The organism is Cohnella cholangitidis (genome assembly GCF_014107495.1).
Classification (GTDB): Bacteria; Bacillota; Bacilli; order Paenibacillales; family Paenibacillaceae; genus Cohnella; species Cohnella cholangitidis.
On the sequence record NZ_CP041969.1, the window covers coordinates 5,358,713 to 5,378,097 of the forward strand.

Sequence of the window (19,385 nt, forward strand, 5' to 3'; positions counted from 1 at the left end):
TTATGCAAAAAGAACATTTACAGTCGGATAATACTGTTCATGAAACCTATCATGTAGGGATCGGAAGAGTAAGAGTAGACAGTGTCCCATTATCTAAAGGGGTTAAAGCATTTTATTCGACCTACACCTACTCAGGGAAAGTGCTGATCTCTTATAGGACTGAAAACGACAGCCATCTTACTGATTTTTATAATATTGCTATTCTCAACGATGATGGAAGCGATTTTCGACTGATATTCTCTGGATTCATACCTACAAAACCTAAAGCGAACGGTATTCGATTCATGATCTTTCAGGACAATACGAAGGTACTGTTAGGAGACTATGTGCTAGAATGCACACCTACAATTGACACCTGCACATCTTCAAAGCTGGTTCCTGTCTCATACCCATCGATTCTTGAAGAAGATGAGCGTACGACTCATCATTGGTCAGAGATCATCATAGCACCAGACAATAAGCATATCAGCTGGACGATGTTACGATCTGATGTTGGTGCTGCGGTAGCAATTGGTACCCTTGAACGTAAAGCGGAGCGCTATGTCATCGAAAACGTTCAGCTTATCAGTTCCATACAGTATTTCAAGAACGATCCCATTCACGCAGGCTACATCCTTCCGCAAACGATTAGGGGAGGGGAAGTGAAACAGTTTATACGTGGAGGAACCGCCATATCCGTGGTGGGCGGAGGAAGAAACAGTACGCCCGATTCAATGGTGATGGATTTATTATCAGAACAAATAACGCAAATCACACATACTCCAGGTTACGATGAAACAACCATTTTCTCCCCCGATGAACGCTTGGGGATCGTAATGAGTACCAGGTTTTCGAAAAGTACGGACCCAGCCATCTTTGGAATTCTACCCAAGCCTTATGGAGCTCAAACCTTAATGGGCATGGCGTGGTCTCTATATATGTATGCGATCGCTGGAGTAAGACGATTTAGAAAAGGGAACATTGGTCCGGTGTTGATCGACATTCAACGCTCTATGAACGAACCGGGCTATCTTGGGGTTCAACTAACAACCGAAGAAAATTGGGTCTATGTTTCGCCGATGTCTTGGCACCCGGATGGTAAACGAGTCATGTGGATGGAGATGTTGAGAGGAATCGGGCAAATGAGGATCCAATACGCAAAGTTGCTTGATTATGAGCCGTATCCCTTTGTACATCTTAAATCGACCCCCGATCATATCCCTTATGGGGTCAAAGACCTGTCTCTATTGAATTCTGCTAATCCGAATGTGGAAGGTAAGATTGCCGGGAAACACTTGGGTTATATCGACTATATCAAGAATGTTAAAGGTTATTCAGGAAAGACGGAAGCTCGTTATGTAAACTTTAGCGATGATGGTATAAATTTCTACTCCGGGACCGAGAAGGTCCTGTTTAACGCAACCTCTGAGTGCAGGTATGAGGCGGCACTAGAATTGAAGGGGCCAATTCCAGGGGAAATGAACCTTAGGGCAACTTTCTCATCGCTTGTGGGGCCAAAGCCCGCGAGATTACTGTTCGAAACGGACATTGACGGTAAGCCCAAGAGCTATGGCTATGCTCAATACAATGGAACTAGACTAAATATCGAAGATCTTTCGGAATGACCCGTTTCTTAGAGTGAATGAAAGGATGAGTCGAATGAGTTACTGCATATCGGAAATCACTGTTCATTACGAAACCGAACCCATAGGGCTTGATGAGAAAAAGCCAGTTTTCGCATGGAAATTTGTCTCAGATAATAATGATATGAAACAAACTGCTGCTAGACTTTTGGTCGGTACTATACCGGGAGGCGCGGATCAGTGGGACAGCGGCTGGATAGACACGGATTGTTCTACGGGAACTGATTATGCGGGGTATGAGTTGCAGCCTTGTACGGAATATTATGTCACCCTAACTACGGTAAACCAGCTGCAGGAAATGACGTCCGCTTCAACCCGATTTGAAACCGGATTGTTGAACCAGGGTAAGGATGCTTGGAACGGTGCTCAATGGATCGGGGCGCCGGAGTATTATGTCTGCAGCGATGCCTTGGGCATATTCTCGTTACAAGGAACGATCGCTATCGCCCCCGGCGGAACCAGGGCTGGTCTCGTGTTCGGTGCTAATGACGATAGGCTTCTGAATCGGGAAAGGAACGAATCGTTCTTGGAGGGCGAGAATTATATCTGCTATGAAATTAACATCGGTAATCGCCCTGCTACACTAGATATTTACAGAGTCGGTTACCATAAAGACGATCGTAAGGATGTACCGTTTGCTTCTATGCCGATTGTTAATTTCGAAGGAGAGACGAAAAAGGAACTCTTTACAGAAAACAACCTTTACGAACCACATGAGATAAAAATCGAGGTGACGGGCAACAGCGCTTATGCGTACGTTGATGGCGTTTTAGTCGACGCTGTTTCGTCGAAAAGCGGAAAGCCGATGCCACGTCAATTGAATCCGTTAGGGAATAACGATATAACGACTTTCCCTAGGCTTTGCGAAATCGGGTATTTCTTAGCCTCTGGAACATCGGCACAATTCCATGGGATTCGCTTGAATTATATGCGTCATCCCTCCAACCAATTCCTTGCAATGGATATCGAGCATGGAGTGAGTTTGACGGCAGAAGACAGCGATATCATGCAGACTAGAAATCCTGATTGTCACGCCCTCCCTATGCTCCGACGTGATTTTATTGCCCGGAAGTCTCTGAAAAAAGCGAGATTGTATGCAACCGCTAGAGGAATCTATGATTGCATGATTAACGGAGAGGCTATTAGCGATCAATTTTTTGCGCCTGGCTCCAGTCAGTTTGATAAGCACCTGATGTATCAAACCTACGATGTTACGGGATTGATTAATGAAGGGCAGAATGGAATCGGCTTTACGTTGTCCTCTGGATGGTGGAATGGTTCACAGACATTCGTCCTGCGAAACTACAATTATTGGGGAGATAAGGAAAGTCTCTTAGCAAAACTGGTGCTCACATATGCGGATGGAACTTCGGACACTTATGGGACCAATGAAGAGGAGTGGCAGTACTACGGAGAAGGGCCTTACCGGTTCTCAGGTTTTTTTCAAGGGGAACGGTTCGACGCCAATTTAGCCTTTATATATGAAGATTATTCGAAACCTGGTTTTAACATTGAGGGATTGAAGAAGCCGGAGGTCATTGAGGCGGTTCCGATTGGTGAATTTGATTCCTTACCAGGCTTCTTCCTTCCTTGGCCAGCAGTGAATGAATCCGAACCGGAACTCATAGGACATTTCAACGCACCGGTAAGAAAGGTGGAAACATTCACAGCCAAGAGCATGACTGAGCCTGCACCTGGACTATTTATTTATGATTTGGGACAGGAGATTGCAGGTGTTCCGGTGTTGAAGTTGACAGGGGAACAAGGGACGAAGGTCCGCATCCGATACGGAGAAATGCTCTATCCCGATCTGGAGGAGTATGGAGAGTTGCACGGAAGAATGCTTCAGGTTAACTTGAGGGACGCTGCCTGTACAGATACTTATATTCTTCGTGGGGATCCGAATGGCGAAACTTACATGCCTAAATTTACGTTTCACGGCTATCGCTTCATTGAGATTTCAGGCTTGAAGATTGCTCCGAAGCTTCAAGATGTGCAAAGTATTTTGCTTTCCAGTATCTCTTCTATTACCGGCAAGATTAAAGTTGATCACGACCTAGTAAATAGGTTAATCAGTAACGTGAAATACAGTCAGTTATGCAACTTTATCAGTATTCCTACCGATTGCCCTCAGCGCAATGAGCGGATGGGCTGGACCGGTGACGGGCATGTGTTTGCACGTACTGCCGGTTATCAGAGCGAATCAAGAACGTTTTATCTCCGCTATCTTCAGGCTATTCGGGACGGACAGTTACCTGATGGGAATCTTCCCAATATCGCTCCGGTGGGCAGTGGATTCGGGGGAATAACGTATGGCAGTTGCATTCACCTCATGGTATGGGAGATGTATCAGCAATACGGGGACAGACGCGTTATTGAAGAAAATTATGAAGCGATGAAGCGCTATATGAATTATCTCGAGGCGAAGGGAATGCCGGGACCCGTCTATATGGGGCCGATCGATGATTGGCTTGCGCCGCAACGGACGGACAGCAACCTTGTATGGAATGCATTTTATGGCAGAGACGTTTTCTTGATGAGTGTATATGCACGGGTCTTAGAACTGGAGGAAGACGCTTCTTATTATAGGAGGAAAGCTGAAGAAGCGAAGAACTATTGGAATCGTACGTTTGTCGATCCGGAAACCGGCAAAACATTAAAATTGGACGGTTCAATAAACGACACCCAAGGCGGATATGCGATCGGCTTAAGCTTCGACATGTTTGAAGACGAGGTTAAGCAGAAAGCTTATGACCAACTGGCTGCAAAGACTAGGGAAGTCGGATGTACCGTGACGACCGGATTTTTTGGTACAGGTCCGTTGAACCCGATGTTAAGCGAAGGGGGCTATGCGGAATTGGCACATGCGCTTATCACCCAGACCGCCTACCCAAGCTGGCTATATCCGGTGACGCAAGGCGCAACGACCATTTGGGAACATTGGGACAGTTATACGGTGGAGAAAGGATTCGGCGATTACAATGCGATGAACAGTTTTAACCACTACTCGCTAGGGAGCGTAGTCAGCTGGTTATATGAATATGTGTTAGGGATTTGGAGAGACGAGAATGATCCAGGATATAGGCATTTCATATTGAAACCGGAACTCGTCGGATTCCAGGTGGCAGAGGGCGGTTTTGAAACACCATACGGCAGGATCGAAAGCAGCTTTACAATAGATAGAAACAAGCTAACTTATATATGCTCGATCCCGGCCAATGCTACAGCCACCGTCCAGCTCCCTGGAGTTAATGTAAAGGTTGGCAGCGGGAGCTACGAGTTTATTTGTAATATCGACTCCGACAACCTTCATTGACATTACTTTGTAGGGGGAATAAAGATGAGCAATTCATTGTATCGAGTAGCATTTATTGGTTGTGGCAAACGTGCGCATGAACACGCTATTGGTGTACAGGCTGATCAAAGGTGTAAAGTTGTCGCCTTGTCCGATATCTCGGTTGAATCAGCGGAAAAGCTGAATGCGACTTTTGAATTTCAAGGTGTAATCTATTCGGATCATAAAGAAATGCTGGCTAAGGAGAAACCTGACATTGTGTTAATTTGTCTATGGACTCCGTTGCATTTATCGGTTTTCCAGGACTGCGCGAATGCTGGTGTTAAGGCGGTAATGTGCGAAAAACCGATGTCGGCCACCTGGGGGGAATGCCAGGAAATGAGCCGGATTGCGGAAGAAACGGGTTGCCAGCTGACATTCTCCCTTCAACGCCGTTTTGCAGTGGGGAATAAGACCGTACGCCGTCTAATTAAAGAAGGGAAAATCGGACAAGTGGTTCGATTGGATCTCTATTCGCCGGAGAACCTGCTTGATTGCGGTATCCATACTTTTGACCAAGCCATTAGTTATTTGAATGAAGCTTCGGCGAAATCGGTGCTTGGAGCAATCGATACTACCAAGATCTTGAACTGGTTCAACGTTCCTTCCGAATGCGGCGCGTCCGGACAGATTGTATTTGCCAATGGCGTGCTAGCCAATCTGTATTCCGGGACAATCGATACATGGGAACCGGATCAAGATATGACGAAGATTTGGGCTGGCGTACGTGTATTCGGTACAGAGGGTTTTATCGAAGTCATGTGGGACGGTCAGATCATCAGAGGAATAAATTATTACGATTCAACTTGGAAGCCTGAGATGGAATTATCCTCGATGTCCGATCAGATGAAGGGCTATGTTAGCCATTCGATCGACTGTTTGGAGACAGGAGAAGAACCCGAGGTTTCACATCGAAAGGCACTTCGTGCCTCGGAAGTTATTTTTGCTGTTTACGAGTCAGTTCGCCGTAATGCACTAGTCGAACTGCCGCTTGCCGGCGTAACGGACAGCCCCTTTATTACGATGCTTGAAAACGGTCAATTTGCTAATAAAGGATCGCAAATCTAAGTATCGAGACTGCGAGTGCAGCCAACATATTGAGAGAGCAAGTTCAGCGATTTTCGGGCAAAACGATTGAAAATAAGATCCTAAAAATGACCTAGAAATCCCTTAACTCTGCCTGTTTATCAAGTTGGAGCTCTACTCTATGCTTGTTGTAATCGAGTCAACAGTAATCTGTATAACGAATGGGTGGTCGAGATAATGAGCATCGAAACAATAACACGTGGGCAATTTCTGAATCCGCCAAACGAATTTCGTTCCGTACCCTTCTGGGCATTAAACGATTGGCTGAGGCCTGAAGAGTTCAAAAGACAGTTACAGCAATTTAAAGACGGAGGGTATGGAGGTGCCTACCTTCATAGTCGCACTGGTCTTCTTACAGAGTACATGGGCCAGGACTGGTGGGGAGTCATGGACGCGGGAGTGGAAGCCTGCCGGGAACTTGGATTAGAGGCTTGGTTCTATGACGAAGACAAATGGCCTAGCGGATTTGCGGGCGGAGCGGTGCCCAAGATGAACAGCGATTTTCGGGCAAAGTCGTTGCGGCGGTTGGATAAATCAGAGCCTATCCCAGATAACTGCGAGATGCTGAGCGAAGATGAGCAATACTTCTATGTCTGTTGTACGGAAGACATGGGGGATCCTTGGTTTAACGGCACTTCCTGGGTAGACCTGCTCAATCCGGACATGGTGCAAGCGTTCATTGATTGCTCGTACAAGCCCTATGCAGAACGGTATCGGGAAGAAGCTGGTTCTGGAGTGGTCCATGGTATTTTTACCGATGAGCCTCAGGTAAGCCCGAGACCTCTAAAGGGGGTCGCAAGCGATGGTGCGATCAGCTACTCCCCTTTATTGCGGATAGCTTTTGAAGCCCAGCATGGGTACGACATCATTAAGCAGGTTGCTTGTTTGTTTGAAAACACGGGAAATTTCCGCAAGGTGAGGCTGGACTATTATCGAACCCTTGGTAGGGTGCTAGAGGAGTCGTTCAGCCGTAAACTCGGCGAGTACTGCGCTTCTGCGGGTATAGTATTGACTGGACATTATAACGGAGAAAACTACTTGAATGCGGTTATCCGGAATGTCGGCAATATGATGATCCAGTACAGGCACATGCAACGGCCGGGGATTGATTTTCTGGGACGCACCATTAAGAACGGAAACGGGATGCTTGCGGCCAAGAGTTTGTCAAGCGTCGCAAATCAATATGGTTTGGAACGCAGACTCACGGAATTGTTCGGGATCGGCGGACAGAACATGAGCTTCGAAGACAGGCTGGGGCTTGGGGCTTGGCACATCGTCAATGGAATTAATCATTTCTGTCCCCATTTGGCTCTATACAGTATGAAAGGCTGCCGTAAACGAGATTTTCCGCCGACGCTTTCTCCCCAGCAACCATACTGGAAACACAACCATTTGTTGGAGGACTATTTTGCTAGAATAAGTTATGCCACAACCATCGGAGAGTTTGCGCCTGATCTTCTAGTTGTAAGTCCTCTGGAAAGTGCCTATATGGACATGATGGATTGCTTAAATGACAGAAATCCGGGAAGCGAGCTTATCCATAAACGGGACGGTGATTTTGGCAGACTACTTGAAACGCTAATGGCAGCACAACGGGATTTCGATATCGGCGATGAAGAAATTATGTCGCAAATTGCCGTATTGGAAAACGGCAGTGTTCGCATGGGGAAGATGCGTTACAAAGCTCTTGTATTGCCGTTTATGACCACTATTAGAAAGAACACGCTGGAGTTGGTCCACTCCTTTGCGAGTGAAGGCGGCAAAGTATTTGTAGTAGGAGAGTTTCCGTCGCTGGTTGACGGCGATGATGTTGAAGACTTGTTGTTGGAGTTGCGGAAGGTCGTACAAGATGTTCCGGAATCGGAATTGGTCGGGCGACTTGCCGCAGAGGTGCCGGCGGCGGTTGAACTGCAAGGAGATGGCTGCGAGTCAGTATGGATCCAGCGCAGAACCGTAGAGCAAGGTGAAATGATTTTCTTTGTTAACACTTCTCGTTTGCGACCGGTCACGTTAAAGGTCACACTGGGACAACTGCCTGAAATGCCATTAATCTGGGACCCGGCAGATGGTGCGGTTCAAAGTGTTTCTATTCAAAGAGAAGGCACGATTCTGCTTAAATTGGCTGAAGCACAGTCCCTGATTTTGACGACAGGCAGTTTATCACGGCATACACAGATTGATGGTAAGTATTCGGTTTCTGATTATGAAGAGACTTCGATCCTGTCCCTTGATGGTAGCTGGAATATAAATCGTCTTGATCCTAACGCATTAACTTTGGATTATGCCCGTTATTCGACTGATGGAGGACAGACGTTCAGCGAACCGGAACCCGTAATTGGGATTCATGCTCGTTTTACAGATCTCAAGTACACAGGTTCGCTGCTCCTGGAGTATGAGTTTGACATTCAGCACATGCCCCGTCATTGTGCGGTTGTCATTGAGCAGCCAGAGTTGTTTAAGTCAATTACGGTTAATGGAATGCCATATGAATTTGCGGATGCCGGCCCTTATGTAGACAATGCTTTCCGCACTAGCGACATTGTTTCTTTCCTGCATCCTGGCATTAATCTTATCCGATTGAGCTTGGATTATGTGGCACCGGTCCTTGACAGCTACAATGCTGAAGAACGATATGGTACGGAAATCGAGAGCATTTATCTGATCGGGGATTTCGCGCTGGAATCATTAGTTTCTCAGCATGAGCCGGCGGTGTCGCAGTACAACAGTATGTCCGTGTTTAAACCAATGGATATTCACTATTTCTCCTCTTTCCGACTGATAAAAGAAACGAGCCATACGAAAGGGAATCTTACTGAAACGGGATACCCCTTCTATGCAGGTAGTGTCATGTTTGAATATAGTTTCAATTGGAACTTTAATGATTCAAAAGGGCGTAAGGTGATCATACGTTTCCCGGAGATACAAGCAACCGTCATGACAGGCGAGTTGAATGGTCACCACCTTCGCGCCGTCGCTTGGAGTCCGTGGGAGATGGACTTGACTGACGCTATTCAGGAAGGTTCTAATACCATCCGTTTGACACTTGTGAATACGCTGCGAAATATACTTGGCCCACATCACCACGCCCTTGGGGAGCTTACGCGAGTTGGACCTAGCAGTTTCACCGGTGATGCCGGCTGGCCTAACGAGAATGGTCAGAATGATTGGTATGATCAGCGGTTATACGGCAAGGCGAGGTTGTGGCGTGACGATTACTCGTTTGTTCCCTTTGGCTTTTTGAAGCCGCCAGTCATTGTCGTTCGATAGTATAAGGCGGTCCTAAGTTAGTAACGTCTGAAGAGAGACACAACGAACGTTAAGTTCATGGAGCCGAGCTTCTAAGAGGTCGGCTTTCAATTTCATAGTCCAATTAGGCTTCTATAGAACCTAAAAAATGCCCCAGTAAGTCCCCAAATCTGCCCGTTTAAGCAGATTTCGCGAAAGTATATCATTAATGCAAGCGCATTCACGAATCGTTCGATCGGATACATGCGCAAATTAAAAAGGGGGACGAAACATGTTAGGGAGAAAAAAACTCATCGCGACTACGATGATTACGGCGCTGCTTGGCGGACTTATAGCAGGCTGTTCATCTAACAACAACGAGAATAGTCAGACTAGCAGCACTGCACCAAGTTCGAATGCGGCGACAGAGACAGCGAGCCAGCAACCGGCAGATTTTGTTGACATCGAGGTTTGGTGGACCAATCCGGGGTTAAAGGGAATTGACAAAGGCAGCCCGTTGTATAATTTATACGCTGAGAAGCTGGGGGTAGGCGTAATCTCGCCTTATGTCGAGTGGAACGGCGGAACGGATTACTTGAACACTCTCAATACGAATATTGCAGCCGGAGAAATGCCGAACGTATTCCTACCATGGAATGGTATTGAAGCGGATCTAGCCAAGAACGGGGCAATTGTAGATCTGACGGACCTGTTACCCAAGTACGCGCCGAATCTGTGGAAACTCATTCCAGAGAATGTATGGAATGTCGTCAAGGCGGCTGACCCGACCGGTCAAGGCCGCATTTATTGGGTACCTGGTGTGAACGCATACGAGAAAACGACAGGTCTGATCCGTAAAGATTGGTTGGACAAACTGGGCTTATCGATGCCAAAGACACAAGAAGAATATGTGAATGTTCTAAAGGCGTTCAAAGAGAAGGATCCGAACGGTAACGGCCAGGCGGACGAGATTCCGACTGGCGGGCGGGCGGACGCTCGTTGGATGGACCACTTGTTCAATATGAATGGTGTAGCAATGTTGGAAGGATATCCGGAATGGGATGTCTATAATGGAGAGCTGACGTATTCAGCAGTCACACCGAACATGAAGGATGCATTAGCGTTTATCTCCAAGCTCTACAAAGAGAAGTTGATTGACCAAGAGACATTTTTGAACGATAAAGCAGCTTGGGATGGGAAGATTGATTCCAACCTTGTAGGGAATTATTACCATTGGGGACAAGGTGTTTCCGAGCATCTTGGGAGAATCGAAAAGGCTAGCGGCGTGAAAGCTGACTTGGCAGTTCTTCCCGTCATTCAGGCGCCTGATTATGAGGGCAAAGGATTTATCGCCACTAAACAAGTTGGAATTCCGCAGTATGTAGTTAGCGCACAACAGGATGAGAAGCATCTGATGGCAAGCTTGAAATTCCTCAACGGCATTGCGGATCAAGCGAACTGGATGGACTTGTTTATGGGCGCGGAAGGTATGCATTACAAGGTCGAGAACGGTAAGAAAGTCATCTTGCCGGAAGACAAGAGCACGCAGCAGAACAAATTGAACCCCCAAGACCAATTCGGCGGTTCCACTGATTTCATAGAACAAATGATGTTTGTTAATGTAACTCCGGAAGTCGAATGGCAATTCAAACAAAATGTCCGTAATATGAAAGAACTTCAACAGTATGTAAAGGTGATTGGCGGCGACGGGTTACCGGCCACTGTTTACGACGATTACCCTGACATTAAGAATCGCATGCTCTGGAATGAATACGCGACGAAGATCATAATCGGGACTTACTCGATTGACAAGTTCGACGAGTTCGTCGAGAAGTGGAACAAGTCGGGTGGCGAAGAAGTAACGAAGCGAGCCAGAGAATGGTATGCGAAGGCCCATAAATAATTCCCACTGCGAATAGCCTGAATCAAGAGTGGAGGGCAGCCCTCACGTAGAGGCTGCCCTTTTCTTACTCATAGACACTTGAATAACGCAAAGAAAGTTGAAGGGGTGACCCTATAATGGCCATAACAGAACGTTTCGCAAGTCATCTCCAGAAGTGCTGGCCGCTATATCTAATGGTATTGCCCGGCTTGGCATTTTTCATCATCTTCCGGTACATCCCTATCGGAGGCTCGGTTATCGCATTCCAAGATTATTCTGTGTTCAAAGGAATCGCTGACAGCCCATGGGTAGGATTCAAACATTTTGAGCTATTGTTTGATTCACCTGGTTTCTATCGAATTTTCATGAATACTCTCATTCTTGGCTTGCTTAAATGTGTCTTGATGTTCCCAGTACCGATTATTCTTGCTCTTATGATAAATGAGGTCAGAGTAGCTTTGCTGAAGAAAGGCATACAGACGGCACTATACATTCCGCATTTTTTATCGTGGGTCATCATCGCGGGAATTACGTTCGATATTTTCTCAATGAACGGCATTTTTAATATCGTTCGCGGATGGTTCGGAATGGACGCGAATCTCATCATGCAACAAGAACAATATTTCCGATGGGTTTATATTTTTACAGGCATTTGGCGTGATGCAGGCTGGGGGACGATTATCTATCTAGCGGCGATAAGTTCCATAGATCCTCAGATCTATGAATCCGCAATCGTGGACGGCGCCTCTCGGTTTAAGCAAATGATGCGTATTACGCTCCCACTGCTGTTGCCGACTGCCACGATTTTGTTCCTGCTCGATCTCGGAAACTTTATGGAGCTTGGCTTCGATCATGTGTACAATCTGCTTACGCCGATGACGTATTCGGTTGGCGATATTATCGATACCTACGTATACCGGACAGGAATTCAGGAAGCACGCTACAGTTTCGCGACTGCTGTCGGACTATTCCAAGCCGTGATTGGATTCACGCTGGTGCTCATCTTCAACAAGTTTTCGAAAAAGGTATCCGACGGGGGGTTGTGGTAAGATGGTGTCTTTGACGTTCAAGGAAAAGTTGTTCCAAGCCGTCGTTGTCGTCTTGCTCTGCCTCTTATCGGCTGTCGCAATCATTCCGCTTCTTTCGGTGTTATCCACATCACTTAGCTCAAAGTTACCCGTCGAGTTGAATCAGGTTACGATCTGGCCAAAGGATATAACACTGGATTCTTGGAAATACATGATCGATAGACCTGACTTATGGAGATCGTTTGCAATTACAGTTGTTTCGACCGGAGTAGGCACGTTCCTTTGTTTGCTGATTACAGCTTTAACGGCGTATCCGCTGACGAAGAAAGAGTTCTGGTTTGGAAAAATCGTGATGATTGGCGCGCTCATTACGTTAATTTTCAAGGCACCGCTCATCCCTTACTTTCTAACGGTAAAGGGGGTCGGGTTATACGATAACCCGCTTGTGCTCATTATTCCGCACATGTTAACCGCTTTTAACTTGATTATTATGAGAACGTTCTTTAAGCAATTCCCGGCTGAACTGGAAGAAGCCGCGGTTGTTGAAGGAGCCGGCTATTTCAGAGTGTTGTTCCAACTCATTCTTCCCTTGTCGAAGGCGGTACTCGCGACGTTGGGCTTGTTTTATGCAGTCACCATTTGGAACCAATTCCAGCATCCGTTGTTATTCATTCAGGATCCCGATTGGTATCCACTTCAAATCAAGCTCCGGCAATTCATTACTAGCGACAACGAATTGCCGATTGTCGGCGATGTCGCTCAATTGAATTACAATACACGAACGCTTAGAGCCGTAACGATTACTTTCACAGTCATACCGATCTTACTCGTCTATCCTTATCTTCAGAAGTATTTCGTTAAAGGAGCTTTGCTCGGTTCAGTTAAAGGGTAAGAGTGAAGCTAACGTTTCTTAGTTGTACATTCTCTGCATTTTGTACGGAGGCAAGGGTAAGTATGTGGAGGAGAATCTTGCACGGTATCGGCCAAATGAAACTACGAAGCAAATTGATGGTCAGTTTTCTCGTCGCATCCATCATTCCGATTGTCGTTATTAGCTTAACGGTATATCAGCTATCAGCGGAAAGCGTCGAAGAAGCCTCGCAGGAGTTCGCCTCCATGTACATTTCGCAGGCAACAACCAATCTTGACGATTTCGTTCAGCGATACGACCAGACGACCCGGTCTGTATTGTTGGAACGGAATGTAATGAAAATTTTAAGCAATGAGAATCCGGTTTCGATGGATCAGTTAATCGAGAACAAGGCTGAAATTCGGGGCTTTTTCGGTCGAATGATGATGGTCTATCCGGAGATCGAGACGATGATGTTGGTTGGAGTCTCTGGAACTGCTTACCATTACACCAAAGCGCCGGATGAGTTGAATCTCTCGGTTCTGCAGGATCAACCATGGTACGAGCATTATCGAACGACAGAGAAACAAATGTTTATAACACCTGTTCATAATCGCTCCTATTACAAGCTAGACACGGGAGGCGCGGCATTTACGGTCGGACGGATCCTGTGGAATTATAACGGCTCGTACGCAGGTATGCTCCTGATCGAATTGGACCCGAGCGACTTAATAAAATTGAGCAAGGATTTTCTTAAGCTAGGCAATCGATATGATATCCGCCTGATCATCACGGATGAAGCCGGCGGAATTATTTATCATTCCGACGCAGCGACGGGCAAACGTCCTTGGGAAGAAATCATTGGTCAGCATTATCGATCGGAAGATGCCAGAAATAACAACAATATAATCGTGCTGTCTGACAAGGCAGACAAAGGAAAACTGTCCTTAAGCACGGAAATTCCGATCGACAAGTTGCTGGCCAATATTAATAGCATAAAGCACGTTACTTTAATGGCGATCGTTGCTTGTCTTCTGTTCATTGTCACGATTTCAATCGTGTATAGCTATAAGATCACAAGACCGATTCAAGATTTGCGCAAGAGTATGAAGCAAGTGGAACTCGGACATTATTCCACGCTAATTCATGTCCCTGCTTCCAACGATGAGATAAGCGGTCTGGTCTTGAGTTACAACAAGATGATCTTGAGAATCAAGGAATTAATCGAAGATGTCTTTCTCGCCGGAATGAAGCGCAAGCAAGCCCAGTTCCTCGCATTACAGACTCAGATCAATCCGCATATGCTTTACAACACGTTGGAATCGATACGAATGAAAGCAATCGTGAAAGATCAAGATGAAATCGCTGAAATGATCAAGATGCTGGCCCGTATGTTCAAACACTCGCTTCGGAAGGAGAGAGAACAAAATCTCGTACGCCACGAGGTGGAGTATGCCTCCAACTATATCTTTCTGCAGAACATTCGCTATGAGGACAGGTTCGTTCTGGAAATCGAACTAAGCGAAGAAGTGCTGAACGCGCCGATCATTCCGCTTGTATTCCAGCCGATAGTGGAGAACAGCATCAAGCATGGGTTCCGAGACTATGCCACGCGACTGCATATCCGTATTGAGGAGAGACGAATCGGCAATGATGTCCTTATCCGGATCATGGACAACGGAATGTCTTTGACTCCTGAGAGAGCGCAAGAGATTAATCGGATGTTGCATAGGGCGGACGCAGGCTGGTTACAATCGGAGACTGATCCTGATGATGCAGATACAGGGATCGGTCTTCGTAATATCTCTGAACGTCTTAAGCTTCAATACGGCGAACGTTACTTTTTGAATATAGGTGTTGAACAAGGGAATGGAACAGTTGTCGAAATGTTGATCCCGCTCCGAGGAGGAGACATTCAATTTAGGGGGATCTAGCTCATGTACACCGTTATTTTGGTGGACGACGAGAAGGGGATTATTGAAGGGCTTAAAGTGATTATGAGGCGTTTCTTGCCAGAATGCCAGGTGATCGGCTGCGCCTATGACGCCGTGGAAGGATTTCGGCTGGCTTATGAATTGCGTCCCGATATTGTTATTACGGATATTCGAATGCTCCAGAGTACCGGACTGGAGATGATCGAGATGTTGGCAAACGAAGGCATTCATACCAACGTCATCTTGCTCAGCGGATATTCAGAATTCGAATATGCCAGAAAAGCTATGCATCTTGGCGTCAAATATTATCTAACCAAGCCGGTCGAGGAAGAGGAGCTTCAAAGCTGCGTTCGCAAGATCATAAAAGATATTGAATTTGCGCGATCGCAATCAAGGGATCTCCGTTCCATGTCTTCATTGAAAACGGCCCATTTTGAAGGAACTACCGACACACCGAAGACAAGAAACTTAATTGCCGAAATCAAACAATATGTTAACGATCACTACAATCAAAATATAAGCCTTGCCGAGTTATCTAATCACTTTTTTCTCAATCTTCACTACTTAAGCCAAATGTTCAAAGAGAAAACAGGACAAACGTACTTGGAGTATTTAACGTCTGTACGAATTGAGCACTCCAAGGAGATGTTGGAGCATAGCCAAATGAAAATTTATGAAATCGGTCAGAGAGTGGGCTATTCGGACACGACACATTTCTCCAAGGTGTTCGAGAAGATCGTAGGTTGCAAACCAAGCGAATACAGAAAATTACCTAGGTAGGCGTACCACTGAGTTTTATGAATGAGAAAGCTGATTAGCAGCAGGAGGTAAGCGATGATCGCAAACGAATTTCTGTTCGGCGTTTGCTACTACCCTGAACATTGGGAGAAAAGCGACATCGACGAAGATTTACAGCGGATAAAGCAGTGCGGGATGAATGTAGTGAGATTAGGCGAATTCTCATGGCATTCCTTTGAACCAGAAGACAGTGTATACGACTTCTCCTTCCTGACAAAGATTGTGAAAAAATGCGCGGAGTATGGACTTGCTGTTATTCTCGGAACGCCGACCGCAGCGCCTCCCGCTTGGCTGATCCGGAAACATCCGGAAGCCCTTGCGGTAACTTTTGACAGGCAGGTTATGCAGCACGGCTCCAGAAGGTATACCAATTATACTGCGGAATCATTCCGGTCATATAGCCTTCGCATCGTTGAAAGAATGGCCGAATGCTACAAGGATGAGCCTAACGTGATCGGGTGGCAGATCGATAACGAGTTCCATTGCCATATCCATGAAAGCTACGCGGATTCTGACTTCAAAGCTTTTCGCGAGTGGTTAAAGAGAAAATACGGTTCAATAATGCAAGTTAATAAGGCATGGGGAACGGTATTCTGGGGTCAAGGCTATAATTGTTGGGAGGAAGTTAACGGCCCGCTACCAACTCCTGCGAAGATGAACCCGAGCATGTTGCTCGATTATAAGCGATTCCTCTCGGACATGACGATTGAATATGCCGGGATCCAGAGCGAAGCGTTACGGCGTATTACGCCCGATAAATTTATTACTCACAACGGGATTTTTAAGAATTTGGACTATGCGAAGCTAACGGAACTCACGTTAGATTTCCTTTCGTACGATTCATATCCTACATTCGGAGAAATGGAGAAGCGTGGTGCGGGGAGAGGTTGGAATCGACCGCTTTCCAAGGTGAGAGGAGTTTCCGATAAGTTTCTGGTGTTGGAACAGCAGACAGGTCCAGGAGGCCAGTTGACATATATGACCCCGGCTCCTGAGCCGGGGCAAATTCGCTTGTGGACATATCAATCCATCGGGAATGGTGCGGTGGGAATCGTATATTTTCGCTGGCGGACCTGCACGGTCGGCGCCGAACAGCAGTGGCACGGCATCCTCGATTACGACAGTCTTCCGAATAGGCGTTACATGGAAGTTCAGCAGATCGGAGAGGAAATGAAGCGGATAGGTGCACTGCTGAAGCATGCTAAAGTTCGCAATCAAGCAGCATACCTCCTCGACTTCGACAACGAGCTGAACAGTACCGTCGAAACATATTTACAGGACATTGTCTCTGAGGAAGCGTCCGCATTATTCGCAGTCTGTGACACGAACCAATTTGGCTTGGATTATATAAGCGATATCGACAGAATTGGAGACTATAAAGTTATCTTCTACTTGCATCCTTCTATTTCATCACCTATTGTCGCGGAAAAGCTTGCAGCTTTCGTTTCTGCAGGTGGAACACTCGTGATGGGAGCAAGGAGTGGTTACAAAACAGAATGGAATCACTGTCTCAGGCAACCGCTTCCGGGAGTCTTTCAAGCATTGGCCGGAGTTATGGTAGAGGAACATACCATCCTATCTAAAGACCATGAGCATAGGATCGATATTAACGGAGAGAGCATAATCCCCGAGAAATTTATCGAAATGCTATCACCAGTTGCTGCACGTCCAATTGCTTACTATACGTCGAGACATTATCAAGGAAAGCCAGCATTGACGGTCAACGAGATAGGGAATGGGCGAACGATTTACTTCGGCAGCTATTTTAACCAAGCAAGTTTCCGCAAAGTACTTGATCTTGTAAGGAGCGAGTTGCCTGCGTCGCCTTTTATTCGCATTCCTGAAGAAGTTCAAATATCGAATATGACACACGAAGGCAAGTGGTACTACATGCTATTGAATTATGGAAACTCGGAAGCAAACCTCGATTTGGGAGCAGCTTATACGGACCTGATTACGGGAGAAGAAATCAAGAATCGACTCCCGCCTTACGGCGTCGCGATTGTTGAAGTTCTGTGAGTTGAAGGGAGAGTGCTAAAAATGATTCAAAATCCAATACTTCGTGGCTTTAATCCAGACCCATCAATTGTTCGCGTCGCCGAAGACTATTATATAGCAACATCAACGTTCGAATGGTTTCCTGGTGTTCAAATCCACCATTCACGTGATTTGAAGAATTGGCGTTTGCTCACACATGTATTAACACGGCAATTGCAGCTTGATATGGTAGGTAACCCTGATTCGTGCGGCGTTTGGGCACCATGTTTAACATACGATGGCGGTCTGTTTTACTTAATCTATACGGACGTTAAAAGTCGTCTTGGCGCATTTAAAGATACTCACAATTATTTGGTAACCTCAGAGAACATCGAGGGGCCATGGTCAGATTCGATCTATCTGAATAGCAGCGGTTTCGATCCGTCATTATTCCACGATGATGACGGTCGAAAGTGGTTAGTCAATATGTTGTGGGATTATCGTGCCAAGGGGCGTAAGACTTTTGCTGGTATTGTATTGCAAGAATACTGCGTGCGCCAAAAGAAATTGATCGGGAACAGAAAGAATATATTTCTGGGCACATCATTGCAAGTTACTGAAGGACCACATTTATATAAGCGTAACGGTTTCTACTATTTAATGACGGCCGAGGGCGGGACAGAGTATGGTCATGCTGTAACGATGGCTCGCTCGAGTACGATAGATGGACCATATGAAATAGATCCGAAAAATCCTATATTAACATCAGCAGGACATGAGGAATGGCCATTGCAGAAAGCAGGCCACGGCTGTCTAGTACAGACGCCAAATGACGAATGGGCAATGGTCCACCTGGTTGGCAGGCCAATTAAAGACAAAAAGTGTGTCCTTGGCAGGGAAACGGCTATTCAGCGAATGGAATGGACTAATGAAGGTTGGCTACAGATCGAGGGTGGAGGTAATACTCCGCATCTCGATATACAAGAATTTAAATTAGATGAGCAATCATTTCCAAAAGAGCCTGAGATAGATCATTTTAACAGCCCTACACTAAACATTCATTGGAGCTCGCTGAGAGTTCCACCTGATTCCACATGGGTTTCGCTTACTGAACGGCAGGGCTATCTTCGAATCCGAGGCAGGGAATCCTTAAGCTCGTTGCATAGGCAAAGCCTGATTGGACGGAGACAACAATCAATTTACTGTGAGGCAGAAACAGAATTGGAATTTGAGCCCGAGCATTTTCAACAAATGGCGGGCATGATCTTGTACTATGACACCAAGGATTATGTATATTTGCGAATAAGCCGTGACGAGAGGTTAGGTAAATTTTTAGGTATTGTACGTTCTGTAAATGGCGTTATCGAGAGCTTATCAGATTCTGAGGTTTCAATTGATGGCACAATGCGATGTAGGCTCAAAGTAGTCATTGAGGCTGAGTATGCTCAATTTTATTATTCGTTAGACGATCGTGAGTGGCACCAAATCGGTTCAAAACTTGATATTTTACACTTGTCAGATGAATCGAAGATTGCACTTCGTTTTACGGGTAATTTTATCGGTTTATGCGCACAAGACTTAAGTGGAACGCGTAAGCACGTAGATTTTGACTACTTTAGGTATACGGAGTTAGATTGATCACTGTTTAT

Annotated in this window: 11 protein-coding genes; all 11 read left to right on the top strand. The window is 46.0% G+C overall.

The genetic code is table 11. The features are described from left to right. Window positions 1-2 precede the first annotated feature (2 nt). Window positions 3-1,604 carry a TolB-like translocation protein gene (locus FPL14_RS24610; protein WP_182300212.1) on the top strand — a complete coding sequence of 534 codons (1,602 nt, stop codon included), beginning with the start codon at window positions 3-5 and terminating at the stop codon, window positions 1,602-1,604. A gap of 34 nt (window positions 1,605-1,638) precedes the next feature. Next, on the top strand, window positions 1,639-4,938 hold the full coding sequence (locus FPL14_RS24615; protein WP_182300213.1) for an alpha-L-rhamnosidase: 3,300 nt from the start codon (window positions 1,639-1,641) through the stop codon (window positions 4,936-4,938). Window positions 4,939-4,962: 24 nt separating this feature from the next. After that, the gene (locus tag FPL14_RS24620) at window positions 4,963-6,024 is read left to right on the top strand and encodes a Gfo/Idh/MocA family protein (RefSeq protein WP_182300214.1); all 1,062 of its coding nucleotides are present in this window, start codon (window positions 4,963-4,965) and stop codon (window positions 6,022-6,024) included. Window positions 6,025-6,219: 195 nt separating this feature from the next. Beyond that, window positions 6,220-9,309: a glycosyl hydrolase family 2 protein gene (locus FPL14_RS24625; RefSeq protein WP_182300215.1), complete on the top strand. Its 3,090-nt coding sequence runs from the start codon at window positions 6,220-6,222 to the stop codon at window positions 9,307-9,309. A gap of 250 nt (window positions 9,310-9,559) precedes the next feature. After that, window positions 9,560-11,170, top strand: a complete 1,611-nt coding sequence (locus tag FPL14_RS24630) for a type 2 periplasmic-binding domain-containing protein (protein ID WP_229263655.1) — start codon at window positions 9,560-9,562, stop codon at window positions 11,168-11,170. A gap of 116 nt (window positions 11,171-11,286) precedes the next feature. Continuing rightward, window positions 11,287-12,198 (top strand): ABC transporter permease, encoded by a 912-nt coding sequence (locus FPL14_RS24635; protein ID WP_182300216.1) that lies wholly within the window; start codon window positions 11,287-11,289, stop codon window positions 12,196-12,198. A 1-nt stretch (window position 12,199) separates the two neighbouring features. Next, window positions 12,200-13,069 carry a carbohydrate ABC transporter permease gene (locus FPL14_RS24640; RefSeq protein WP_182300217.1) on the top strand — a complete coding sequence of 290 codons (870 nt, stop codon included), beginning with the start codon at window positions 12,200-12,202 and terminating at the stop codon, window positions 13,067-13,069. Window positions 13,070-13,131: 62 nt separating this feature from the next. Continuing rightward, a complete protein-coding gene (locus tag FPL14_RS24645; protein ID WP_182300218.1) occupies window positions 13,132-14,961 on the top strand; it encodes a cache domain-containing sensor histidine kinase in 1,830 nt (609 codons plus the stop codon). A 3-nt stretch (window positions 14,962-14,964) separates the two neighbouring features. Further along, window positions 14,965-15,741: a response regulator transcription factor gene (locus FPL14_RS24650; RefSeq protein ID WP_182300219.1), complete on the top strand. Its 777-nt coding sequence runs from the start codon at window positions 14,965-14,967 to the stop codon at window positions 15,739-15,741. A 54-nt stretch (window positions 15,742-15,795) separates the two neighbouring features. Further along, on the top strand, window positions 15,796-17,778 hold the full coding sequence (locus FPL14_RS24655) for a beta-galactosidase (protein ID WP_182300220.1): 1,983 nt from the start codon (window positions 15,796-15,798) through the stop codon (window positions 17,776-17,778). A gap of 21 nt (window positions 17,779-17,799) precedes the next feature. Further along, on the top strand, window positions 17,800-19,374 hold the full coding sequence (locus FPL14_RS24660) for a glycoside hydrolase family 43 protein (RefSeq protein WP_182300221.1): 1,575 nt from the start codon (window positions 17,800-17,802) through the stop codon (window positions 19,372-19,374). The last annotated feature ends 11 nt before the right edge of the window (window positions 19,375-19,385 follow it).